The following is a 21,905-nucleotide window of genomic DNA, read 5'->3' on the forward strand; positions in this document are numbered from 1 at the left end:
AGTCCCCCAGATAAATAGAAAACATCGAACGGCAAGCTGTTAGCATGAGTGAAATCAACTGGATAGGCTCAACGCCACCCCTCTCGCGAATTTTTGTTATCGCCCTCGTCCCAATTCTGGTTTGATTTGTTATAGAGGTTTCGCAGTTTTATTGGGGGCGGGCATGAAAACAGAAGAATTTCACCATTGGTCGGAAAAAGCGGCCAGATGGGGCGTGGAATATCGGAAATCTCTGCGCGACCGGCCGGTGCGAGCAAAAACCGCACCGGGATCGATCGCTTCGACAATCGATCGCTCGGCGCCAGAAACCGGCGAAAGCATGGAAACAATCTTCGCTGATTTCGAAAGCAAGATCGTTCCGGGAATGACCCATTGGCAGCATCCGCGTTTCTTCGCCTACTTTCCCGCCAACGCCGCGCCTGTCTCTGTGGTTGCCGAGTATCTGGTGACCGCGATGGCGGCGCAATGCATGCTCTGGCAAACATCGCCCGCAGCAACCGAGCTTGAGACCAAGGTGATTGACTGGATGCGGCAGGCGATCGGTCTGCCCTCCGGATTTGCCGGAGTGATACAGGATTCCGCCTCCACCGCCACTCTCGCCGCGGTGCTGGTGATGCGGGAGAGAGCTTTGGCATGGCATGGCAACAGCGACGGGCTTTCCGGCCATACCGCCACGAGAGTCTATGCGTCAAACCAGGTTCACACCTCTATCGACCGGGCGATCTGGATTTCCGGTATCGGCGAGAAAAACCTGGTGCGCATCCCTGTTGCGGGTCCCCTGAACGGCATGGATCCTGCCGCGCTGGAAGCTGCAATCATCGCCGACCGCGAGGCGGGCTTTCTGCCGGCCGGCATCATCGCCTGCACCGGCGGCACCTCGACTGGCGCCTGCGACCCGATTGCCGAAGTGGCGGAAATTGCCCGCAAGCACGGGCTCTATCTGCATGTCGACGCGGCCTGGGCGGGTTCGGCAATGATCTGCCCCGAATTCCGGGAACTCTGGAAAGGCATTGAAGGGGCGGATTCGATCGTCTTCAATCCCCACAAATGGCTCGGTGCACAATTCGATTGCTCGATCCAGTTCATCCGCAAACCGGAAGATCTGGTCCGTACCCTTGCCATCCAGCCGGAATATCTCAAAACCCATGGCCATGACGGCATCATCAACTATTCAGAATGGTCCGTGCCGCTCGGTCGCCGTTTCCGAGCGCTGAAGCTCTGGTTCCTGCTGCGCTATCACGGTCTTGAAGGCCTGAGGACGATGATCCGCAACCATGTGGCATGGTCGCGCGGGCTGGCGGAGAAACTCGCCGCCGAAGCCGATTTCGAACTGGTCACAGAGCCGGTCCTGTCGCTGTTTTCCTTCCGCCATCGCGGAGGAAGCGATCCCGACGCCCACAATATCGCCCTAGTCAACGCCATCAATGACGACGGCAGGATCTACCTGACCCAGACGCGCGTCGACGGACGGATCGCGATTCGTTTCCAGGCTGGCCAGTTCGAAATGACCGAAGCGGACGCCGAGACCGCGTTCGAGGTCATCACCGAGATTGCGCGGCGGGGCTAATCTGCCCTGCCCGCTTGCCTGGCAAGTGACTGCAGATATTTGCCGTAGTCACCCTTGCCGTATCTGGCTGCCTGCTTTTCGAAGGCCTCGAGCGAGATGAAGCCCTGTGCAAGGGCGATCTCCTCGGGACAGGCGATCTTGAACCCCTGCCGTTTCTCGAGGGTACGAACGAATTCGCTCGCCTCGAGAAGGCTTTCCGGTGTGCCCGTATCCAGCCAGGCATAGCCGCGTCCCATGATCGAGACATTCAGGTCGCCGCGTTCGAGATAGATGCGGTTGACGTCGGTGATCTCCAGTTCGCCACGTGCGGAGGGCTTGAGGTTGGCGGCAATGTCGATCACCGAGGAATCGTAGAAGTACAGCCCCGTCACCGCCCAATGCGACTTGGGCTGGATCGGTTTTTCCTCGATCGACAGTGCTTTCATCCGCTCGTCGAACTCGACCACGCCATAGCGTTCCGGGTCGGAAACGTGGTATGCGAAGACGGTGCCGCCGGCTTCGTTCGCCCGCGCCGATGCCATCAGCTCCGGCAGACCATGGCCGAAATAGATGTTGTCGCCGAGGATCAGGCAGGACGGCGACGAACCGATGAAATCCGCCCCGATGATGAAAGCCTGCGCCAATCCGTCCGGGCTGGGCTGCACCGCATAGGAGAGCGAAATGCCCCATTGCGAGCCATCGCCCAAAAGCCGCTGGAACTGCGGCATGTCATGCGGGGTCGAGATGACGAGGATATCACGGATACCGGCCAGCATCAGCGTCGTCAGCGGGTAGTAGATCATTGGCTTGTCGTAGACTGGCAGCAACTGCTTGCTAACCGCCAGAGTCATCGGGTGTAGTCGAGTTCCGCTACCGCCCGCCAGAATGATGCCCTTCATATCAGCTCCCTTGGCTCGCCAGCAATGCGCGGACTGCTTTTTCGGTCGATGCCTGCCAGTGCGGCAACGTGATACCGTAGATCTCTTCCAGCTTTCGCCCGGAAAGCCGCGAATTGGCCGGCCGCTTGGCCGGCGTCGGATAATCTGCCGTGGTGATGCGGTTGACCGCTACCGGATGGCGCCCGAACCGGCCGGCGCAGGCAAAAATATGTTCGGCGAAATCCGCCCAGCTCGCCTCGCCCGAACCGGTCAGGTGGAAAATGCCGCGTAGGCGGGGATCGGAATCCGAAACTATCCGCTTCGACGCAACGATAATCGCAGCGGCGATATCCTCCGCCGAGGTCGGGCAACCCCACTGGTCGGCAACGACAGAGACAGTATCGCGCGTTTCACCGAGCCGCAGCATGGTCTTGAGAAAATTGTGCCCATACGCCGAGTAGACCCAGGCAGTCCGGAAGATCGCGTGGTCCGATATCTCGGCAGTAACCCGCTTTTCGCCTTCGAGCTTGGAGGCGCCATATACCGATCGCGGCCCTGTCCGGTCAGTCTCGACATAGGCACCGGATTTGCTCCCGTCGAACACATAATCGGTCGAAAGGTGGAGCACAGGCACGCCGATCTGTTTGCCAGCGGCGGCCACTGCCCCTGCCCCTACGGCATTGACGGAGAAAGCCAGTTCGCGTTCGCTTTCCGCCTTGTCGACGGCGGTATAGGCGGCGGCCGAGACAATGGCATCGGGCTTTAGCGCGGCGAGCGCCGGATAGATCGAGCGGGCATCAGCGAGATCAAGCTCCGGCCGGCCGCAAAGCACGACCTCGACATCGTGTTCGAACGCCAGCGCCGCCAGACTCTGCGCCACCTGCCCTTCCCTGCCGGTCACGACAATACGCATCATTTGTCCTTGCCGAGCGTGCCCAGCCGCTCGCCGGAGTAAACCTTTTCCCGCAGTGGCTGCCACCACCACCTGTTTTCGAGATACCAGGCGACGGTCTTTTCGATGCCACTGTCGAAATTCTCCAGCGCCTTCCAGCCGAGTTCGGTTTCAAGCCGGGTGGCATCGATCGCATAACGCGCATCGTGGCCCGGCCGGTCGGTCACATAGGTGATCAGCGCCTCATGTGGATTCGGCTTGGGGCTCAGCCGGTCCATGATTGCGCAGACCCGCTGCACCACATCGATGTTTCGCCGCTCGTTGCGGCCACCGACATTGTACTTCTCGCCGAGCCGGCCGCGCGAGGCGATGACATGCAGCGCCCGCGCATGGTCCTCGACATAGAGCCAGTCGCGGATATTGGCGCCATTGCCATAGACCGGCAGTTGCCTGCCTTCCAGTGCATTGAGGATGATCAGTGGGATCAGCTTTTCCGGAAAATGGTAGGGACCATAATTGTTGGAGCAATTGGAAACCACGACAGGCAGGCCATACGTGCGTTGCCAGGCGATTGCCAGATGATCGCTTGCCGCCTTGGTGGCCGAATAGGGCGAAGATGGATCATAAGGCGTCTGCTCGTGAAACAGCCCATCCTGCCCCAGCGAACCGTAAACCTCGTCTGTCGAGACGTGCAGGAATCGGAAATCGGCTTTCGCCTCACCTTCCAATCCGCTCCAGTAGCGGCGGGCAGCCTCCAGCAGCACGAATGTTCCCATCACATTCGTCTGAACGAAATCGGCGGCCCCGGTGATCGAGCGATCGACATGGCTTTCTGCGGCAAGATGCATCACCCGGTCCGGCCGAAAGCTTGCAAATGCCTCATGCATCGCCTGCCCGTCGCAGATGTCGGCCTTGAGGAAGCGATAATTCGGGGCATTTTCGATAATCTTCAGCGAGGCCTGATTTCCGGCATAGGTCAGCTTGTCGACATTAAGCACGTCAGCGCCAACGTCCCGCACCAAATGGCGCACCAGCGCCGAGCCAATGAAGCCCGCTCCGCCTGTGATCAGAATTCTCATGCTATTCCCTTTAAATGTAAGCGTCGGGCAATTCGGCAAGAACCGGCCACTTGCGGTCCTTGTCCGAGAGCTGGGCGCTCGCTTCGTCCAAGCCCCATTCGATCGCCAGCGCCGGATCGTTCCAAGCCAGACCTCGGTCATGGGCCGGACTATAATAGTTGGTCACAAGGTAGAAGATTTCGGTGTCTTCAGTCAGCGTGACGAAACCATGCGCAAAGCCCTCCGGCACCCAAAGTTGACGGCTATTGTCTGGAGTCAGTTCCGCCGTCACATGCCGGCCGAAGGTCGGCGATGAGCGGCGGATGTCCACGGCAACGTCGAGAATCGCTCCTCGCAGGCACCTTACCAGCTTCCCCTGGCCCATCGGCGCAAGCTGGAAATGCAGACCGCGCACTGTCCCCTTCGCAGCTGACATCGACTGATTGTGCTGAACGAAGGTATGCGGGCCGACATTGTCGGCAAATGCGTCGGCCCGGAACGTTTCGGAAAACCAGCCGCGGCTGTCGCCGATGCGCTTTGGGGTGACAAGCACCGGCCCCTCAATGTCGAAACGTTCAAAATTCATGTCATGCCCGCGCTGATCCAAATCATCGACGCGTTGTATTGCTTATATATGATAAGCTCAATGCCAAGATTTAGGGTAGTCGGTCGTCAGCCGGCCATCGCCAATGAGGCGTCATCACCGTCGTCCGCTTGGCTTCGCTGGAGCGAAACGCCGGTGCCGCCGCCGGATACCGAAACCGCATTCCTGCCGTTACGCTTTGAATTGTAAAGCGCCGCGTCCGCGCCCTTGAGCAAATCCTCCAGCGACTGCTCTGATGACTTGCCGCAAGCAACTCCGAGGCTGGCAGTCACGACATGGCCGTCGGCAAGCCCGTGATGCGGAATACCAAGAGATTCGATCGCCGACCTTATCCTTTCCGCCATCACATACGCTGCCTCAACCTCGGCATTGGCCATCAGCACCAGGATTTCTTCACCGCCAAAGCGGAAGGTTTCACCAGCGCCACCCACCTCGCGGCAAATGCACCGGCTGACAGCGCGAATGCAATCGTCGCCTTCGATATGGCCGTGGACATCGTTGAACAGCTTGAACCTGTCGATATCCAGCATGATCACCGCCACCGAGGCGGCCGAGCCTTGCCCTCGCCAGACCGCTTCGCGAACGCGCGCCAGCGAATGACGATTGAGAAGGCCAGTGAGTTCGTCACGTTCGGACTTTTGCTCCAGTTGTGCGTGCAACATGCTGCCGCGCAGCTGGTTGAGGAAATTCATCCGATCCTTCTGCTCCATGAAATAGGCGCTCATCGCCAGGAAGATCGACACGGTCACGTAGAAAGTAACGATACCGCTGTGGGTGACCGCATCGAACGCACCGGTGAGGCTGGTCGTGGTGAAATGCGACGCACACATCAGCACCAGCCCGATCACGATGGCGGCAAAGCGCGGCCTGAGCGCAATGACGAAGAACAGGAAGGCTGCGACATTGCCGTTCTGGTAGACAAACATGTAGGGGCTGTGGCTGTTGACAGCGACTGACATCGGCAGCGTCACGCCGAGGAGGGCAATTGCGATCGACAAGAGATCATATAGCAAGGCATTAGGCCAGCGCCGCACCGCAAGTACGCTGGCGATGACGAACGGCGTGAAGATCAGAAAACGGACTACGACCAGTTCGGAGAACACATCCGACATCATGGTGGCATCGCCGAAATAGACAAGATCGTAGATCAGGATGCCGATCACGGCCCAGATCGGCGCAAGCCGCACGCGGGCAGCCACATAATCACGCAGGAAGGGCGCTTCTATGTCAGGCGCGAACCGCAGCAGCCGAAATCCATTGTGGATCTGGCGATCCACATCTTCCACCGCCACTGCACCCATCAACGCCCCCTCTGATTCGTGGGACAGATTAACGCAAACTAACGCCAAAATCTGAACGCGATCTAAAGGTGGGTTGATGGAAGCAGGAAAAACTGGAAAGCTTGGGCTTCCTCAGTCGTCGCTCATCCGTAGTGCGGCGATGAACGCTTCCTGCGGAATGTCGACCTTGCCGAACTGGCGCATGCGCTTCTTGCCCTCTTTCTGCTTGTCGAGCAGCTTGCGCTTGCGGGTGGCGTCGCCGCCGTAGCATTTCGCCGTCACGTCCTTGCGCATCGCCGAGATCGTTTCGCGCGCAATGACGTTGCCGCCGATCGCCGCCTGGATCGGAATCTTGAACATGTGGCGCGGGATCAGGTCCTTGAGCTTTTCGCACATGTCGCGACCGCGCTTTTCCGCCGCCGAGCGGTGGACCAGCATCGACAGCGCATCGACCGGCTCGCCGTTGACCATGATCGACATCTTGACGAGATTGCCTTCCTGGTAATCCGTAAGGTGGTAGTCGAACGAGGCGTAGCCCTTGGAGATCGACTTCAGCCGGTCATAGAAGTCGAACACGACTTCGTTGAGCGGCAGGTCGTAGGTAACCATTGCGCGTGTGCCGGCATAGGTAAGCTCGATCTGGACACCGCGGCGATCCTGGCAAAGCTTCAGCACCGAGCCGAGATAGTCGTCCGGCGTCATGATCGTCGCACGGATCCACGGCTCGCGGATTTCCTTGATCTTGACCACGTCGGGCATGTCGGCCGGATTGTGAAGTTCGATTTCCGTACCATCGGTCATCGACAGCTGGTAGACGACCGAGGGGGCCGTGGCGATGAGGTCGAGGTCGAACTCGCGCTCCAGCCGCTCCTGGATGATTTCGAGATGCAGCAGGCCGAGGAAACCGCAACGGAAACCGAAGCCGAGCGCGGCCGACGATTCCATTTCGAACGAGAACGAGGCGTCGTTGAGGCGCAGCTTGCCCATGGCGGCGCGCAGATCCTCGAAATCGGCGGCATCGACCGGAAACAGGCCGCAGAACACCACCGGCTGGGCCGGCTTGAAGCCCGGCAGGGCTTCGGCAGTCGGGCGCTTGTCTTCGGTAATAGTATCGCCGACGCGGGTGTCGGCCACTTCCTTGATCGAAGCGGTGATGAAGCCGACTTCGCCGGGGCCGAGTTCCTCGACATTGACCATCTTCGGGGTCAGCACGCCGATACGCTCGACCATGTATTTGGCGTCGGTGCCCATCATGCGGATGGTCTGGCCCTTCTTCATCACGCCGTCCATGACGCGGACGAGAACCATGACGCCGAGATAGGTGTCGTACCAGCTGTCGACCAGCAATGCCTTGAGCGGGGCCTTGTCGTCGCCGTTCTTCGGCGGCGGCAGGCGGTTGACAATCGCCTCCAGCACATCGGGAATGCCGAGGCCGGTCTTGGCCGAGATCATCACCGCGTCCGAGGCATCGATGCCGATGACATCCTCGATCTGCTGCTTGATGCGATCGGGTTCTGCCGCAGGCAGGTCGATCTTGTTGAGTACCGGCACGATCTCGTGGTTGGCGTCGAGCGCCTGATAGACGTTGGCAAGCGTCTGCGCTTCCACGCCCTGGGACGCATCGACCACCAAAAGCGAACCTTCGCAGGCCGCCAGCGAGCGGCTCACTTCATAGGCGAAGTCGACATGGCCTGGCGTGTCCATGAGGTTGAGGATGTATTTCTCGCCATTGTTGGCGAGATAGTGCAGCCGCACAGTCTGCGCCTTGATGGTGATGCCGCGCTCCTTCTCGATATCCATGTTGTCGAGCACCTGCTCGGACATCTCGCGATCGGCCAGGCCACCGGTAGTCTGGATCAGCCGGTCGGCAAGCGTCGACTTGCCGTGGTCGATATGGGCCACGATCGAGAAATTGCGGATATGGGATAGGGGAGTGCGATTATCTGTGCTCATGCGGCCCGCATACAATGGAATGGCTAAAAGTGTAAAGATCGTTCAGCCCGGGAAGGGCTGAATTGGACCGAAAAGAGCGGCAATTGCTGGCGGTCGCCATGTGGAAGGCTCCCACACGGATGCTCAGGCCGCTGCGTCGCGCAAAGTCGGAGAAACCGGACAGGTCACAAATGATAGGAGAACTTCTCGATCTCCCAGCGGTTCATCTTCTCGACAAGCGCGTTCACCTCAGGGTTGTTGCGGAATATCTCAGCCGTACTGCGCGACTTGTCGCGCGTATCGGCTTTCGCATTGATGTCCTTGAACGTGTCCCATAGTCCCGCGAGCGAGGGCACCTGGCGTTCGAGCTTGAGGATGTCTTCCTCGAAATTCTCGTAGCGGATATAGGTGTCGATGACATCCTTGCCGCCGATCATGTAATTCGGGTAATTGATATTGAGCAGGTATTTGTTCTTCTTGAAGTAACTGGTGAACTCCGCCAGATCGGGCGTCTTCCAGCTCTTGGTATTCTTCCAGAAGAAGATGGACACAGCCCGCTCCCACGGGTTCCGCACGATCGAGATCTTGTGGTAGTCGCGCCAGGCGGCGGCGTCCAAACGGCGTTTGATCTGCGGCGCCGATATGTGATTGTAAAACTTGTGGGGCAGCCTGAGGCCGAAAAACGAAATGCGCTTGGACGGCTTCTTGCTGAAATACTTGGCAAGACTGAAGCTGAAGCCGCGTGGGCCGATAAAGCCGAGTTTGCGCCTGATCTTTTCATCCTCGCGTGAAACCGGCGTGATGATATCGTCTTCAGCCAGGTATTTGGACAAAGCGATTTCAAAGGATGTGCCCGCAACCTTCCGCGGCTTGATGAAGATGATCTTGTGCTTGTGGGAAACTATCATTGACCAGAACTTTGCAATGCGAGCCTGAACGATTGCGCTTTTGGCGCGTCATTCGGATCTCTTGCAGCAGATTCGCCATGTCTGCAAGCGCTGACTGAGCGCCGCCGCCATGGCCCGGCAAAAGCCATTCCGGTTGATGACAGGGCATCCTGCCGTTACATGTCGTGGCGCGATGCATTGCAGGGGGCAGATTTGAAGGCCGGTATTCGATTGGGGTTGGCGACAGCGATGGCGATCGCTCCCGCTGTCGGGCAAGCAGAATGGCAGCCCGTCGAAAAGATCTCCACCTATGCGATTACAGGCAGTTCGGGCATCGATCTTTATAGGTCAATTGGCAAGCATGGTCCCGTTGCCGGTGGCAATGTCCGGGCCATCGCCCATACGGATTTCAAGCTCACCTGGACGCGCAAGTACCAGCCGCAGCCTGATCGCAGCTGCGTGCTGACGCTTGCCAAGCCCAAACTCATCATCACCTACAGACTGCCGAAACCCTCCAACGCGCTTCCGTCGCCGCTGGCCGCGAGTTGGGAAGCGTTCGTTGCAGGTGTTCACGCGCACGAGCGCATTCATGGCACCTTCATCAAGGAAATGGTGCAGGAAATCGAGAAAGTGAGTGTCGGTCTGTCCGCGCCGGATGATACGAAGTGCCAGAAGATCAGGGCGGATCTGCAGGCGCGTCTGGCGACCATATCCCAGCGACAGCGCCAAAGAGGTCGGGATTTCGACCAGGTGGAACTTAGCGAGGGCGGCAATATCCATCAACTGGTGCTCAAACTGGTGAATGGCCAATAGCGGATTGCGCCTGCCTTCGTTACAACAGCGAATATCCCCGAGGGAGATCGACAATGCAAATACGCGACGCAGGGGCAGGTGACATCGCCGGCATCCTGGCAATCTACAACGACGCGGTCGCCAACACGACTGCGATCTGGAACGACACATTGGTGGATTTCGAAAACCGCAGCCGATGGCTGGCTGACCGTCAGAAACAGGGCTATCCGGTTCTGGTCGCCGCCGGCGACGACGGCACTGTCCTCGGCTATGCCTCGTTCGGCGACTGGCGCGCCTTCGATGGATACCGGCACACCGTCGAACACTCCGTTTATGTCAGCAAGGATTGCCGCGGCGGGGGCTTGGGCAAAGCGTTGATGATCGCTCTGATCGAACGCGCCCGCGGGATCGGCAAGCACGTCATGGTCGCCGGCATCGACGCCACCAATGAGGGCTCGATCAGATTGCATGAGAAACTTGGCTTCGAGGCTGTCGGCCATATGAAGCAGGTGGGCACGAAGTTCGGTGTCTGGCTCGATCTTGCCTTCTTGCAACTGACACTGGACGTTCGCACCGATCCCGACGGCAAGTCATAAAAGGCTAAACCCGGCAGGACGCAGTACCGACGGCCATCAATTCTTCTTTATTGCGAATCAGAGATGTGGAATTGTCCCGCTCTCTTCCGAAGGAACTCCCGTATGAAACGCCTTGTCATTGCCATTGCCGCAGCGGCTCTTGCGACCACAGCGCTCGCAAACCCCGTGCCGGTGACCAACACGACGAAGCGGCCCTACAAGGAGAGCAAGGTCTATTGTAACGACGCGGTACTGGTGAAGCCTTCGAAGGGCGAGAACATTGCCTGCTACAATCACGACGCCTGTTACTCAGACCCGCAGGGCAGAAGCCGCATGGATTGCGACGAGGGCTACCTGCGCGACATGCGGCTGGCCGGGCTTGAGACAACCGGCTACATCAAATTCAAGGCACTGCGCAACTGGGGCAAAACCGCCTGGGAACGGTGCCGCGAAAATGACAAGCGCCAGGCAGCCAAATGAGGCGCCGGCCTCCCTGCCCCCACTCCATCAAGCCATACGCACCGTGAGTGCCACAAGCCTGAGAACAATCGGGCGGACGCCGAGCACGATGACGAAGGCTGTCGGAAATGCGATCCGCCAGCTTGCGAGCAGGCGCGCGCCAAAATCGTCCTGAATGCCAGCGTTGACCGCGATCAGCACTGCCGACATGACAAACGACATGATGAACGCCATGTAGAACGAAAAAACGTAGGGTGTGAAAGCGCGCGGCAGGCCCAGGGTGAACGGGCGGCGAGCGGCGATTTCGGCAGATGTATTGTTCATAATTGGTCCATTGATTGTTGTTTTTGTTCGATGGAGCTGTATCTAGTCGTTCGACCGCCATTAGAGTAGACGGCATATTCTGAATGCATTAGTTAGAAAAACTATCGAATGACATGAGGGAAAATCCGTTTGCACAAGTTGCGCTGGATAGAGTGCTTCGTAACCACGGTCGAGGAACACTCGATTGCCGCGGCCGCACGCAAGCTGGGCGTCACACCCGCGGCGGTCAGCCAGAACATCCAGAAGCTGGAACAGAGTCTCAGTGCCCGGTTGCTGAACCGGACGACCCGCAAGATCAGCCTGACGGAAGCGGGCGCCCGCTATTACGCCAGCACCAAGCCGCTGATCCACGAGCTTGAAATGACTGGCCAGCAGGTGACGGAATCGCAGGGCGAAGTCTCCGGTCGCCTGCGCATTGCCTCCGCCGTCGCCTTCGGTCGCCACCGTATCGCTGTGCAGGTCGCCCGTTTCGCCAGCCTCTATCCAAAACTGTCGGTCGAACTGGTCCTGACCGATCGCAATGTCGACCATATCGCCGACGAGATCGACGTCAGCATCCGTTTCCGCGCACAATTGGAGCCCGGCCTCATCGCCCGCAAGATCGCAACCGTCCCGATGATCATGTGTGCTTCGCCCGACTATGTCGCGCGCCGGGGCACGCCACTCACTCCCGGGGACATCGCCCGCCATGACTGCATCGGCTATCGGCTCCCCGCCGATGGGCGCACGATGCGCTGGGGCTTCATGGTGAACGGCGAACGCATCGAACCGGATTTCAAGCCGTTGCTGGTCGCCAACGACATCGACGCCATCGCCTCCATGGTGCTGGATGGGCTTGGAGTAAGCCGCCTTGGCGCCTTCATCGCCGACGAACATATCAGGCAGGGTCGGCTGGTTCGCCTGTTTGCCAGCCCCGAAGGCACGCTTCTGGACCCCGAGCCCTTCCATTTCTTCGCCTGCGTGCTGGACCGGCACGCAAAAACCCAGAAAGTCAGCCTGTTCATCGACTTTCTCCATCGTGCGCTACAAGCGGAACGAGGATAGGAATTTGCTGGCATTTCTTGCTGTGATTGTACCGGCAATGTCGCGAATAGGGAGACATTGGCAAAAATCCTACTAGAGGATGATCCCCTTACCTCTCGGGAGCTTCAATTGCAGAACCGCGCGACGCTCGGGATCATTTATCTCTGTCTTGGCATACTTATCTTTTCATTGCAGGACGCCATCATCAAGGCCGTCTCCGGCGACTATCCGCTGACACAGGTCGTATCGATCCGTTGTCTCGTCTCGGCGCCGATCCTGCTGGTGCTCGTGCATTTCGAAGCGGGACTGCCGGCGCTTGCCGCGCGCCAGTTCGGTTCGCTGATGGCACGGTCGTCCCTGATGCTTGCGGCCTACACGACCTATTATATGGCATTTCCAGCGCTGCCGCTCGCCGATGCGGTGGCGCTCTATTTCACCGTGCCATTGTTCACCATGGCGCTTGCCGTGCCATTGCTCGGCGAGACGATCGGCTGGCGACGGATCACGGCGGTGCTCATCGGCTTCGTCGGCGTCATCATCATGCTGCGACCTGGTGCAGGGCTTTTTGAGCCTGCCGCACTGCTTTCGCTGTTCTCGGCATTCAATTATGCGCTTGCCATGCTGATGGCGCGCAAGATGGGCACCGCGACCACCGCCTCGGTCATGGCGTTTTACCAGAACGCCATCTACCTGCTCGGCGCGCTGACTATCGCCGGCTTCTTCCATCTGACCGGCATCCACCAGGCGGACCACAAATCCATCGAGTTCCTCATCCGGCCCTGGGTCTGGCCTGACACCACTGACCTCCTGTTGATCGGCTCATGCGGCGTCATTGCCGCGATCGGCATGACCCTGCTGACGCAGGCCTACCGGATCGCCAAGGCAAGCGTGGTCACGTCCTTCGAATACACCGGCATGCTCTGGGCGCCGCTCTGGGGTTTTATGTTCTTCGGCGAAATCCCCTATCTCACGACGATTGCCGGCGCCGGCCTGATCATCGCCGCTGGCCTCTTCGCACTCTCGTCGCCGGCAGCGCACGAAAACAGAAAACAATGAAGCCGCACGTCGGTGACGAGCGGCTTCCGGTAATGTGGCTGTGCCGGGTGGCTACGAACCGTTGACGATCAGTCGAACAGTTCTTCGAAGAACGACTTCTTCCGCTTCTGGTAGCCATGCGGATAGGGCTGGCCGTAGCCGCTGTTGTGGTTCTGCTGATACTGTGGCTGTTGCGGCTGTTGCGGCTGCGGAACAGGCTGCTGATAGGTCGCCATCTCCTTGCCGTTGCGCTCGATGATCTTGTCGAGTTCGCCTCGATCGAGCCAAACGCCGCGGCATTGCGGGCAGTAATCGATCTCGACGCCCTGACGCTCGCTCATGACGAGCGAGACACGGCAGGACGGGCAAACCAAACCGGCATGGGGGGAATTCATCTGTGGACCTCCAAACGAAAAACAGATTTGGGGCCGCGACTTTCGTTTGCTGCACGGGCCCCTGTTAAGCGGTCCGACATCGCTGTTGCATCGCGCAACAACCAGAGGGGCCCGGTCCGCAATTGCCTATTTACGTTTGAACCCCGCCGATTTCAAGGCAATGATCCACCCATTTTTCCGACGCCGTGCTATCCCCTCACCGGCTCCGGCACCATGCCGAGATGCAGTTGCGAGCCGGTCCATGGGTGGGCATCGCAGACCGCCTCGTTGAGTTCGACGCCCAGCCCTGGCTCTTTCGACGGAATGACATGGCCGTCCTGCCATTCGATCTTCTTGTTCAACAGCGTTTCGTGGAAGCCGTCGAACTGCTTGATCGCCTCAAGGATGAGGAAGTTCGGCAGCGTCACCGCCAACTGGATATTCGCAGCCGCGACGATCGGGCCGCAATAGCAATGCGGCGCGATCTGGATGTGGAAGGCTTCCGCCATCGCCGCGATCTTCTTGGTCTCCAGAATGCCGCCCGAGCGGCCGAGGTCCGGCTGCAGGATGGACGCAGCGCGGTGCTCGATGACCCTGGCAAATTCCCACTTTGTCGTCAGTCGCTCCCCCGTCGAGATCGGGATCGACGTTCCCCGCGCGACCTGTGCCATCACCTCGGGCATATCGGGCGGCACCGGCTCCTCGAACCACAGCGGATCGTATTTTTCGAGCGCACGTGCCATGCGCAAAGCACCCGATGCGGTAAACTGTCCATGCGTGCCGAACAGGATATCGGCCTTGGTGCCAACCGCCTCACGCACCGCTTTCACCATGCGTTCGGAAAGATCGATGTCGATCAGACGTGGCTGGTGGCCGTCGTAGATCGTGTAAGGACCGGCCGGATCGAACTTGACCGCATTGAAGCCCTCCTTGAGATATTCAAGCGCACAGGCGGCGGCCATGTCGGGATCGTTGTAAACGTTCTTGCCCTCGATCTCGGCCGGCACGACGCTTCCAGTCTTCGGGTAAAGATAGGTGTAGGTGCGCAGCACCTCATGTACCTGTCCTCCGAGCAGCTTGTAGACCGGCTTGCCCGCCTCCTTGCCGATAATGTCCCAGCACGCCATTTCCAGCGCCGAAACGCAACCCATCATGGTGACGTCGGGTCGTTGCGAAAACCCCGAGGAGTAAGCATTGCGGAAGAAGGTCTCGATGTCGTGGGGATCACGGCCGACGAGATAGCGGGCCGCGCAATCCTCGATCAGCCTGGCCGTCAGATGGGGATCGAAGGTGGCATTGTAGGCCTCGCCGTAGCCGACGACATTGCCATCGGTGGTGAGCTTGACGAAGATGAAGTAGCGCCCGCCCGCACCCGGCGGCGGATTGCCGACGACCCAGGTCTTCACATCGGTAATTTTCATGTTATCCCCTCTGAAACTCCTGATAATTCATACCCATATTGCGCCGGGAATGCGCGCGTATTGGCGTCGCAATCGCGACGGAATTTGACCGGTCCTGTGCACAAGATCAAATCCCCCTTGCGATCCGATCAAGCTTCGGTTTCGATCCCGACAAAGGAGACCGAACCATGACAGATACCGCCATCAAGCTGGAAGACGGCTGGAAGCAGGCGTTGGCGTCTGAATTCTCTAGCCCCTACATGGAGTCCCTCAAGCAGTTCCTGCAAGCGGAGAAGCAGGCGGGAAAAGTGATCTTCCCCAGGGGAGCCGAATATTTCCGTGCGCTCGATCTAACCCGGCTCGGCGAAGTGAAAGTGGTCATTCTCGGACAGGACCCATACCACGGAGAAGGCCAGGCACACGGCCTCTGCTTTTCGGTTCAGCCTGGCGTGAAGATCCCGCCATCGCTGGTCAACATCTACAAGGAAATGCAGGCCGACCTCGGCATCGCCCCCGCCCGCCACGGCTTTCTCGAACATTGGGCCAGACAGGGCGTGCTGCTGCTCAACAGCGTTCTGACGGTCGAGCGTTCGCTCGCGGCCTCCCATCAGGGCCGTGGCTGGGAAAAATTCACCGACGCGGTGATCGCCCGCGTCAACGAGCAGCCCAGTCCAGCGGTTTTCATGCTTTGGGGATCTTACGCCCAGAAGAAGGCAGCCTTCGTCGACCAGAAGAAACATCTGGTACTGAAAGCGCCGCACCCCTCGCCGCTATCGGCCTATAACGGCTTCTTCGGCTCCAGGCACTTTTCCAAGGCCAACGAGTTTCTGGAAGCGCAGGGTCTCCAACCGATCGACTGGCAACTGCCTGCCGAAGTCTGATCAGAGGACAACGCTATAGCGGATAAAGGCATCGCGCTTGTTGTAGGTATCGTAGAGGCCTTGAGCCGTCGTGTTGTCTTCAGCCGTGATCCAGTAGACCGACGCCCAGTCCTTCTGCTTGCCCATCGCGATCATGTCATCGATCAATTGCCGGCCGATGCCCATGCCTCGCCCCGATGGGCTGACGAACAAGTCCTCCAGATAGCAGACGGGTCGCGTATCCCAGGTCGTCAGGTGCGTGTGGTGATTGGCAAAGCCGACCATGTTGCCGCCGACCAGCGCCACCCGCGACGTCAGCAGGTTCATTGGATCGAGGATGCGCGCCCATGTCGTTGCAGTGATGTGCGGCTCGATCGTCACCTTGTAGAATTCGAGATAGCCCTCCCAAAGCGGCAGCCAGTCGGCGAAATCGCCCGGTTGCGCATTGCGAATTTCAGCGATCATTCATCCCTCCCCCGATAAGCTTTGCCGGTGCGGTAGACCCGAAGCCACCGCACAGGCGTAAGCGACACCCTTCAGAACTGTGCCTTCAGCTTTGCCATCAGCTCGGAGAGCAACGCTTCGGTCGTTGCCGCGGCTCCGGTCTCGACATAGATTCGCATTTCCGGTGCATTGCCCGACTGGCGGAAATGCACTGTGTCGCCGTTGGGCAGCGTCATTCGCACACCGTCCAGCGTGGCAATCTCGACCGGCGACATGATGCGGACGTCGAACCCGGCACGGAAGTCGGTCGATGTCTCCAGTTTTTCGAGAAACACCTTTCCCTTGTCCGGAGCGACGTCCTTGACGCGATCCGCCTTCATGAAGCGCGGCGGCAAGGTGGCCGCCAGTGACGAAAGGCTCAGGCCTTCCTTCTTCGCAAGCACAAGGCAGGCCAGCGCCGGCAGCACGGCATCGCGGGTCGGTAATCGCCTCAAGGCGCCATGGGCGAGCTTGACATCATCCTCGAGCAGGAAGCCGCCATTAGCCTCGAAGCCAACAACCGGGCGGTTTGATGCCTTGGCCATCGCCGCCACCACATAGGGCGAGCCGATGCGGGTGCGCTCGACATGGGCAAACCAGCCGGATTGCTCGACAGCACTGGTCGAGGAAAGCGGGGTCACCACGGTCCTGGCGTCCAGGGCTTTGGCAGTGAGCATGCCCAGCACGTCACCGTTGATCTGGCGGCCCTGATCGTCGATGACAAGCGGACGGTCACCGTCGCCATCGGTCGAGATCACGGCATCGAGCCCCTTCTCCTCGATCAGCTTGCGGGCACGGGCAATATCCTCGGCATCAAGCGCTTCGGTATCGACTGCAACGAATGTCTCGACCCGCCGGAAGGCAATCACCTCCGCCCCAAGGCCTTCAAAAATCCGCACCGTGAGGTCGCGCCCAACCGCTGAATGCAGGTCGATACCGATCTTAAGGCCGGAAAGCGCCGAGTTGCCAAAGGCCGCGACATAGCGGTTGACGTAGTCCTCGGCAACGGCGGCCAGCGGCTGGCCGGGATCGACCGCCGAAACGGCGCGCCCTTCGGCCATGATCGCTTCGGCCCGTTCGCGAACCGGGGCCTCGTCTTCCTTGAGGAACTCTCCGTCGGGCCGGTAGAACTTGATGCCGTTATAAGTTTCGGGAATGTGGCTGCCGGTGATCATGATCGCCGGCGCCTGTCGCGCCATGGCATAGGCGGCGACCGCCGGAGTCGGGACATTGCCCGCCCAGACAGGCGTCCAACCCAGCGCGGTGACGGCAGCAAGACACTGTGCGGCGATGCGTGGGCTGGAATCGCGAAGGTCAGCGGCAATATAAGCCGTCCGCTCCTCCGTCTGGCTCTCGCAGCGCTCGAGGAAAGCAATGATATACGCCGCGCAGAGGCTCTGGGTGAAATCCGTCGCCGGTCCGCGAAGTCCTGAAGTTCCAAATGCCGCCGCCAAAACGCGCTCCCTGCAGATTCTTGTTGCCGCCAAAGCATTATCCGAATCGCCCGCCGATGCAAAACAAACCCCGCAAGCGTGGTAAATTCGGACGTCGGCAGGCCCATTTGGCGAGGCGCCAATTGAACTTTGCGAGGGACGTGTTATCTATTTGTTGTCCGGTTTCGACCTGATCCTTGGGGCTATAGCTCAGCTGGGAGAGCGCTACGTTCGCAATGTAGAGGCCAGGAGTTCGATCCTCCTTAGCTCCACCATCATCTCCAGAGCCATTTGAATTTCCTGTAATTATTTGCTATTGCTGCATTAATTTCCGATGCTGGTTTCAACATCGGTTTCAACATTCTTCAATTTCCTGCGGTTATTTATGGCAAAAGTCACTGGTCTTCGGAAGCTCAAAGACAGCTATTTCTTTGTCAAACGCATTCCATCAGATGTCAGTTCTCATTTCGGCGGAAGGCAGCAAATCAGTATCCCGCTGAAGACGCCCCTGCGCAAAGTCGCCGAAGGACGAGCACGCGAACTCACCATCAAGTACGACAAGCAGTTCGACGACGCACGTATCGGCATTTCCCCGCCGACCGACGATGGTCCTGCGCAGGTCTCCAGACGCACGCTTGAGGATGTCGCTCGCTTTGAATTTTTCGAGGAGCTTTCAAAGAACCATCCGGAGCCGGCAAGCGCGGACGATATTCATATCTTGGAGCTGGATTTGTCGGAAGTAACCAACGAAATGGAGCGCGGTGAATTCTACGGTCATCGCGTCACACCCGTTTTGCTCAAACACAAATTGCCTATTCGCGAAGGTGAGCAAAGATGGTTCGAGCTGGCTGAACTTCTCGGTCGCGTCGATGAGGAGGTGCTTCGGAGGCGGATTGATCGCGCGAAGCGAAATTATTCGGCGGACACTCACGACACCCTTTTCGCGGGCATTTCCTTGGCAAGCAGCAAGCCAAAGATTTCAACCGATAAGGGTGTGCGACTAGACGAGTTGATCGCCCGCTTCGAGGTGGACGCAGTTAGAGCCAGCCTGACACCAAAGACACATCAGAAATACAAAATCACTTTTGCCGCGATGCTTGAAATTCTGGGTCCGCAGACGTTTATCCGCGATATCACACGCGAGCATTGTGCACGTATCAGGGACCTAATTGCATCTCTGCCTTCAAACCACAATAAATACAAAAAATTCAAAGGGCTAACGTTGGCAGATGTAGCCGAAAAAGCCAACCAAGACGGTAACGCCAAGCTCTCGCTTTTGTCGATCTCGGGATATGTTCGTCGCGTGACAACTGTTTTGGGTTATGCAGTGGATGCGGGCCTATTGGACGTTAATCCCGCCGCTAAGCTGTTCAAAAAGTCGAAGGACGGCGGACAACGACGGGGGGTGTACAATTCGGATGAATTAGGACGACTGCTGACGTTGCTGCCCACATGGGCAGAGGGACACACGACGGGCCGGTTTTGGTTGCCACTTGTTGCCATGTTTACCGGTATGCGACTGGGCGAAATTATCTGGCTGAGGCGAGAAGACATTCAGGTAAGAGCCGGCGTAATGTGTATCGCCTTGGAGGAAACTGAAGAGCGCAAACTCAAGACAGAAGCCTCTACACGCGTCGTGCCCCTTCATTCGACATTGCTTTCGCTAGGCTTTGGGCGGCTGGTAGATGCGTGCCGTCCCGGTGATCGCCTCTTTGCCGACCTTCCGGGAAGTAACCAAGAAAATGCGGTAGATCGGTTCCAAAAAGCTTATAGCCGATGGCTGAAGAAAGAAGTCCGTGTCCGCCCACGCGTCACCTTTCATTCGTTTCGGCACCTATTTAGGGACGCGATGACGAACGCCAGCCTTTCTGGCGATGCAATCCGCCGGCTCGGCGGATGGACGAGAGGGTCTTCAATCGAAAACCACTATGGCGAAGGCGCGCGCATATCAAAATTGGCAGAATGGATGGAACAAGTCGCTTACCCCGAACTGGATATTCCTGTTCTCGTCGGACTTGCAATGCGGCCGCAAACTGAGGAGACGCCTGTTGTTTCCAACGACGGTTGAGACAACCGTTCAGAGCCTATCAGTATTCTTCGGTTTTACCGTTCAGAAAGGGTTGCGTGATAGCAACCCCGCCATGCATCAAACACCTGAAATCCGTAAGTCACGAAATGGAAAGCATCCCTTCAAAATGGAGGAGCTTAACCGTCTCATCTCGCTGTTACCCGAATGGAGTAAGGACAGCACTGGACGATTTTGGTTGCCGGTCATCGCCTTGTTTTCTGGGATGCGGCTGGGCGAGATTATCGGGCTAACCCATCAGGATATTCGGACTATCGACGGTGTCTTGGTTTTTGCACTAAGCGAGACCAATGACCGCAGCGTGAAAACAAGAGATGCCGCCCGCGTCATCCCCGTGCACCCAGTTTTGAAAGAATTAGGTTTTCTTGCGCTGTTCAAGACCACGATGCCGAAGGACGCACGCCTATTCTCTGATCTGTCCGGCGAAAGTCAAAAGCAAGCCGTTGACCGGTTTCAAAAACGCTTCAGCTATTGGCTGAAAAACGATGTCAAAGTCAGCGAGGGTGTTTCCTTCCATTCCTTTCGCCATAATTTTCGCGATGCGACCAGAGAAGCCAAGCTTTCGATTGATGCGGTCAGAGCAATTGGTGGGTGGCCTAGCGGCAGCGGTATCGAAGAGAGATATGGACAGGGAGCGGGAGTTTCAACGCTTGCCGAAGCGATTGGCAAAATCGGGTATCCTGAGTTGGATCTAGACCCTCTGATGAAAAAGTGAAACCGGGTGCAAAATTACTGATGTGGGTAGAAATCCCACTTTGCCCGTTACGCCACGAGAGATGCCGTCCGTTACACGCGGGAGAAACGCCTAGCTCATCCCAGTCTTTCCCGTAACGCTTAACGACCTTTGGTTTTTGCCTGTTAGGGATCATATCGGAAGCCGTACAAGAGTTTAGTCGGTCTTCCTGCTTTGGCTTTCCCCGCGTGACACCGGGAGAAATTTGCCAATTTCGCGTATCAGCAATTTTTGCACCCGGTTTCACCATTTGGCGAAATCGGAAGTGGGCTCGTACGCAATTTCACCATCGCACGATTGTTTTCGTTGACAGAAATGTATCAGCGCGCGAAGACACATGTGGCGCATTACGCGATGCGCTGGGGCGTGGAAACCTCATGTACACGGTAAGGGTATCGACCTGAACGATACCGACTCCTTGACCTATGGTCGGGGAGCCTGCGGCGTATGCAACAGGTTCTCCGAACTAAAGGCCGTAGGGATCGTGTGTACACGATTTTCCAACTCCCCGATCACCAAGATCAAGAGGGCAATTCGCGGGGGCGTACCGCAAGTGCCTATTGGGGACAGCATGTCAGTTGTGAATACCGAGGAAGCCGTTGGCGATCTTGCAGATCAGTCTGCGCGTCGCGCCGCTGGGGGTGAAACGAGTAATGTAGAAATCTCAGGAGCCTATAGCGTGTTCTTCTGGCTCAATGCCATTTTTTGGACAGTGCTAATCAGCATACCGACCCTAGGCGCGGGCCTTCTGCTGATATTGATTTTTCTCTGGTACAAGAAAGCAGTCTTGAACCGGACCAAGATCATTTTCACAAATGGCACCAAGCTGTTTACAGCACAGAAGGGCCGCTGGTTCGTGAAGGACGATGACGTCGTCCCGGTTAAGGCGGTGGACAACGTGAAGATCGACCGCTCGATTTTGGGCAAGATTTTCGGATGGTGCGATATCATTATAGAAACGCGGTCAGAAGCCTACCGCATTCGACACGTGAATTCTAAGAGGGCGGAAAGGTTCCGGAAGGCTTTTCTTGCTTCGGTTTGACAAGCAGCTTAACTCAACCCGGAATTTTGCAGGTGAATGCAAGGCATCCTATGAGAACAGTCGTTGCCACCGTGATGTTAGCCCTATGCGCTTCACAGGCGAGTGCGGCCGATCTTCCTATGGACTGATCTACACTGCTATCCGATTTCCCCGATCATCATTCGCTGGGGGCGCAACGCATTGTCCTGAAGTGAATGTCGGGCTAAGCT

Annotated in this window: 22 protein-coding genes and 1 tRNA gene; 11 read left to right on the forward strand and 12 right to left on the reverse strand. The window is 58.1% G+C overall.

Annotation, left to right across the window (positions count from 1 at the left end; genetic code table 11):
* The first annotated feature begins 163 nt into the window (after positions 1–163).
* Positions 164–1,567: a pyridoxal phosphate-dependent decarboxylase family protein gene (locus tag JJB09_RS11140; RefSeq protein ID WP_201657554.1), complete on the forward strand. Its 1,404-nt coding sequence runs from the start codon at positions 164–166 to the stop codon at positions 1,565–1,567.
* On the opposite strand, the gene rfbA is transcribed toward JJB09_RS11140, so the two are convergent.
* The 7 genes from rfbA to JJB09_RS11175 form a co-directional block, all read right to left on the reverse strand.
* Positions 1,564–2,445, reverse strand: a complete 882-nt coding sequence (rfbA, locus tag JJB09_RS11145) for a glucose-1-phosphate thymidylyltransferase RfbA (protein ID WP_201657557.1) — start codon at positions 2,443–2,445, stop codon at positions 1,564–1,566. The two genes, JJB09_RS11140 and rfbA, sit on opposite strands and share 4 nt — an antisense overlap.
* 1 nt (position 2,446) lies before the next feature.
* Positions 2,447–3,337, reverse strand: a complete 891-nt coding sequence (gene rfbD / locus JJB09_RS11150) for a dTDP-4-dehydrorhamnose reductase (protein ID WP_201657940.1) — start codon at positions 3,335–3,337, stop codon at positions 2,447–2,449.
* Complete coding sequence (gene rfbB / locus JJB09_RS11155) at positions 3,337–4,395, reverse strand: dTDP-glucose 4,6-dehydratase (protein WP_201657560.1); 1,059 nt, start codon at positions 4,393–4,395, stop codon at positions 3,337–3,339. Before rfbB ends, rfbD begins: the two co-directional genes overlap by 1 nt.
* A 10-nt stretch (positions 4,396–4,405) precedes the next feature.
* Positions 4,406–4,960 (reverse strand): dTDP-4-dehydrorhamnose 3,5-epimerase, encoded by a 555-nt coding sequence (gene rfbC / locus JJB09_RS11160; protein ID WP_201657562.1) that lies wholly within the window; start codon positions 4,958–4,960, stop codon positions 4,406–4,408.
* Between the two features lie 86 nt (positions 4,961–5,046).
* On the reverse strand, positions 5,047–6,279 hold the full coding sequence (locus JJB09_RS11165; RefSeq protein WP_201657565.1) for a GGDEF domain-containing protein: 1,233 nt from the start codon (positions 6,277–6,279) through the stop codon (positions 5,047–5,049).
* A gap of 111 nt (positions 6,280–6,390) precedes the next feature.
* A complete protein-coding gene (gene lepA, locus JJB09_RS11170; RefSeq protein ID WP_201657568.1) occupies positions 6,391–8,211 on the reverse strand; it encodes a translation elongation factor 4 in 1,821 nt (606 codons plus the stop codon).
* Between the two features lie 164 nt (positions 8,212–8,375).
* Positions 8,376–9,098 carry a sulfotransferase family 2 domain-containing protein gene (locus JJB09_RS11175; protein WP_201657571.1) on the reverse strand — a complete coding sequence of 241 codons (723 nt, stop codon included), beginning with the start codon at positions 9,096–9,098 and terminating at the stop codon, positions 8,376–8,378.
* A 159-nt stretch (positions 9,099–9,257) separates the two neighbouring features.
* Here JJB09_RS11175 and JJB09_RS11180 point away from each other — a divergent pair, with 159 nt between their 5' ends.
* The 3 genes from JJB09_RS11180 (at position 9,258) to JJB09_RS11190 (ending at position 10,924) form a co-directional block, all read left to right on the forward strand.
* Complete coding sequence (locus JJB09_RS11180; RefSeq protein WP_201657574.1) at positions 9,258–9,890, forward strand: DUF922 domain-containing Zn-dependent protease; 633 nt, start codon at positions 9,258–9,260, stop codon at positions 9,888–9,890.
* Positions 9,891–9,943: 53 nt separating this feature from the next.
* The gene (locus JJB09_RS11185) at positions 9,944–10,465 is read left to right on the forward strand and encodes a GNAT family N-acetyltransferase (protein WP_201657576.1); all 522 of its coding nucleotides are present in this window, start codon (positions 9,944–9,946) and stop codon (positions 10,463–10,465) included.
* 102 nt (positions 10,466–10,567) lie between these two features.
* A complete protein-coding gene (locus tag JJB09_RS11190; RefSeq protein ID WP_201657579.1) occupies positions 10,568–10,924 on the forward strand; it encodes a hypothetical protein in 357 nt (118 codons plus the stop codon).
* Between the two features lie 27 nt (positions 10,925–10,951).
* On the opposite strand, the gene JJB09_RS11195 is transcribed toward JJB09_RS11190, so the two are convergent.
* On the reverse strand, positions 10,952–11,227 hold the full coding sequence (locus JJB09_RS11195; protein ID WP_201657582.1) for a DUF2798 domain-containing protein: 276 nt from the start codon (positions 11,225–11,227) through the stop codon (positions 10,952–10,954).
* Between the two features lie 129 nt (positions 11,228–11,356).
* On the opposite strand from JJB09_RS11195, the gene JJB09_RS11200 reads away from it, so the two are divergent.
* Both JJB09_RS11200 and JJB09_RS11205 read left to right on the forward strand, forming a co-directional pair.
* Entirely contained in the window at positions 11,357–12,271 is a 915-nt protein-coding gene (locus tag JJB09_RS11200; RefSeq protein ID WP_201657585.1) for a LysR family transcriptional regulator, read from the forward strand.
* A gap of 108 nt (positions 12,272–12,379) precedes the next feature.
* Complete coding sequence (locus JJB09_RS11205; RefSeq protein WP_201657588.1) at positions 12,380–13,306, forward strand: DMT family transporter; 927 nt, start codon at positions 12,380–12,382, stop codon at positions 13,304–13,306.
* Between the two features lie 68 nt (positions 13,307–13,374).
* On the opposite strand, the gene JJB09_RS11210 is transcribed toward JJB09_RS11205, so the two are convergent.
* Both JJB09_RS11210 and JJB09_RS11215 read right to left on the reverse strand, forming a co-directional pair.
* Complete coding sequence (locus tag JJB09_RS11210; RefSeq protein ID WP_201657591.1) at positions 13,375–13,680, reverse strand: TFIIB-type zinc ribbon-containing protein; 306 nt, start codon at positions 13,678–13,680, stop codon at positions 13,375–13,377.
* A gap of 188 nt (positions 13,681–13,868) precedes the next feature.
* Positions 13,869–15,080, reverse strand: coding sequence for a mandelate racemase/muconate lactonizing enzyme family protein (locus JJB09_RS11215; protein WP_201657594.1), 1,212 nt, complete (start codon positions 15,078–15,080; stop codon positions 13,869–13,871).
* A gap of 167 nt (positions 15,081–15,247) precedes the next feature.
* Here JJB09_RS11215 and ung point away from each other — a divergent pair, with 167 nt between their 5' ends.
* On the forward strand, positions 15,248–15,940 hold the full coding sequence (gene ung, locus JJB09_RS11220) for a uracil-DNA glycosylase (protein ID WP_201657598.1): 693 nt from the start codon (positions 15,248–15,250) through the stop codon (positions 15,938–15,940).
* Here the strand turns inward: ung and JJB09_RS11225 are convergent, their stop codons facing one another.
* Together JJB09_RS11225 and JJB09_RS11230 are read right to left on the reverse strand one after the other, a co-directional pair.
* On the reverse strand, positions 15,941–16,384 hold the full coding sequence (locus tag JJB09_RS11225; protein ID WP_201657601.1) for a GNAT family N-acetyltransferase: 444 nt from the start codon (positions 16,382–16,384) through the stop codon (positions 15,941–15,943).
* A 71-nt stretch (positions 16,385–16,455) separates the two neighbouring features.
* Positions 16,456–17,856, reverse strand: coding sequence for a phosphomannomutase (locus tag JJB09_RS11230; protein WP_201657604.1), 1,401 nt, complete (start codon positions 17,854–17,856; stop codon positions 16,456–16,458).
* 178 nt (positions 17,857–18,034) lie between these two features.
* Between JJB09_RS11230 and JJB09_RS11235 the strand changes: the two genes are divergently transcribed.
* From JJB09_RS11235 to JJB09_RS11250, 4 genes are all read left to right on the forward strand, one after another.
* Positions 18,035–18,110, forward strand: a tRNA-Ala gene (locus tag JJB09_RS11235).
* Positions 18,111–18,169: 59 nt separating this feature from the next.
* Positions 18,170–19,903, forward strand: a complete 1,734-nt coding sequence (locus JJB09_RS11240) for a site-specific integrase (RefSeq protein WP_201657607.1) — start codon at positions 18,170–18,172, stop codon at positions 19,901–19,903.
* Entirely contained in the window at positions 19,884–20,636 is a 753-nt protein-coding gene (locus JJB09_RS11245; protein WP_201657610.1) for a site-specific integrase, read from the forward strand. Before JJB09_RS11240 ends, JJB09_RS11245 begins: the two co-directional genes overlap by 20 nt.
* 589 nt (positions 20,637–21,225) lie before the next feature.
* Complete coding sequence (locus JJB09_RS11250) at positions 21,226–21,696, forward strand: PH domain-containing protein (protein ID WP_201657613.1); 471 nt, start codon at positions 21,226–21,228, stop codon at positions 21,694–21,696.
* Positions 21,697–21,905 lie beyond the last annotated feature (209 nt).

This window comes from Phytoamicus setariae (assembly GCF_016722925.1).
Lineage (GTDB): Bacteria > Pseudomonadota > Alphaproteobacteria > Rhizobiales > Rhizobiaceae > Rhizobium_E > Rhizobium_E setariae.

Excerpts from the sequence above, each read along its gene's own strand:
- JJB09_RS11175 (WP_201657571.1), bottom strand. The coding sequence starts at position 9,098 with ATGATAGTTTCCCACAAGCACAAGATCATCTTCATCAAGCCGCGGAAG.
- JJB09_RS11185 (WP_201657576.1), top strand. The coding sequence starts at position 9,944 with ATGCAAATACGCGACGCAGGGGCAGGTGACATCGCCGGCATCCTGGCA.
- JJB09_RS11210 (WP_201657591.1), bottom strand. The coding sequence starts at position 13,680 with ATGAATTCCCCCCATGCCGGTTTGGTTTGCCCGTCCTGCCGTGTCTCG.
- ung (WP_201657598.1), top strand. The coding sequence starts at position 15,248 with ATGACAGATACCGCCATCAAGCTGGAAGACGGCTGGAAGCAGGCGTTG.
- JJB09_RS11225 (WP_201657601.1), bottom strand. The coding sequence starts at position 16,384 with ATGATCGCTGAAATTCGCAATGCGCAACCGGGCGATTTCGCCGACTGG.
- JJB09_RS11195 (WP_201657582.1), bottom strand. The coding sequence starts at position 11,227 with ATGAACAATACATCTGCCGAAATCGCCGCTCGCCGCCCGTTCACCCTG.
- JJB09_RS11190 (WP_201657579.1), top strand. The coding sequence starts at position 10,568 with ATGAAACGCCTTGTCATTGCCATTGCCGCAGCGGCTCTTGCGACCACA.
- JJB09_RS11215 (WP_201657594.1), bottom strand. The coding sequence starts at position 15,080 with ATGAAAATTACCGATGTGAAGACCTGGGTCGTCGGCAATCCGCCGCCG.
- JJB09_RS11250 (WP_201657613.1), top strand. The coding sequence starts at position 21,226 with ATGTCAGTTGTGAATACCGAGGAAGCCGTTGGCGATCTTGCAGATCAG.
- rfbB (WP_201657560.1), bottom strand. The coding sequence starts at position 4,395 with ATGAGAATTCTGATCACAGGCGGAGCGGGCTTCATTGGCTCGGCGCTG.
- rfbA (WP_201657557.1), bottom strand. The coding sequence starts at position 2,445 with ATGAAGGGCATCATTCTGGCGGGCGGTAGCGGAACTCGACTACACCCG.
- rfbD (WP_201657940.1), bottom strand. The coding sequence starts at position 3,337 with ATGCGTATTGTCGTGACCGGCAGGGAAGGGCAGGTGGCGCAGAGTCTG.
- JJB09_RS11165 (WP_201657565.1), bottom strand. The coding sequence starts at position 6,279 with ATGGGTGCAGTGGCGGTGGAAGATGTGGATCGCCAGATCCACAATGGA.
- JJB09_RS11180 (WP_201657574.1), top strand. The coding sequence starts at position 9,258 with ATGTCGTGGCGCGATGCATTGCAGGGGGCAGATTTGAAGGCCGGTATT.
- JJB09_RS11140 (WP_201657554.1), top strand. The coding sequence starts at position 164 with ATGAAAACAGAAGAATTTCACCATTGGTCGGAAAAAGCGGCCAGATGG.
- rfbC (WP_201657562.1), bottom strand. The coding sequence starts at position 4,960 with ATGAATTTTGAACGTTTCGACATTGAGGGGCCGGTGCTTGTCACCCCA.
- lepA (WP_201657568.1), bottom strand. The coding sequence starts at position 8,211 with ATGAGCACAGATAATCGCACTCCCCTATCCCATATCCGCAATTTCTCG.
- JJB09_RS11240 (WP_201657607.1), top strand. The coding sequence starts at position 18,170 with ATGCTGGTTTCAACATCGGTTTCAACATTCTTCAATTTCCTGCGGTTA.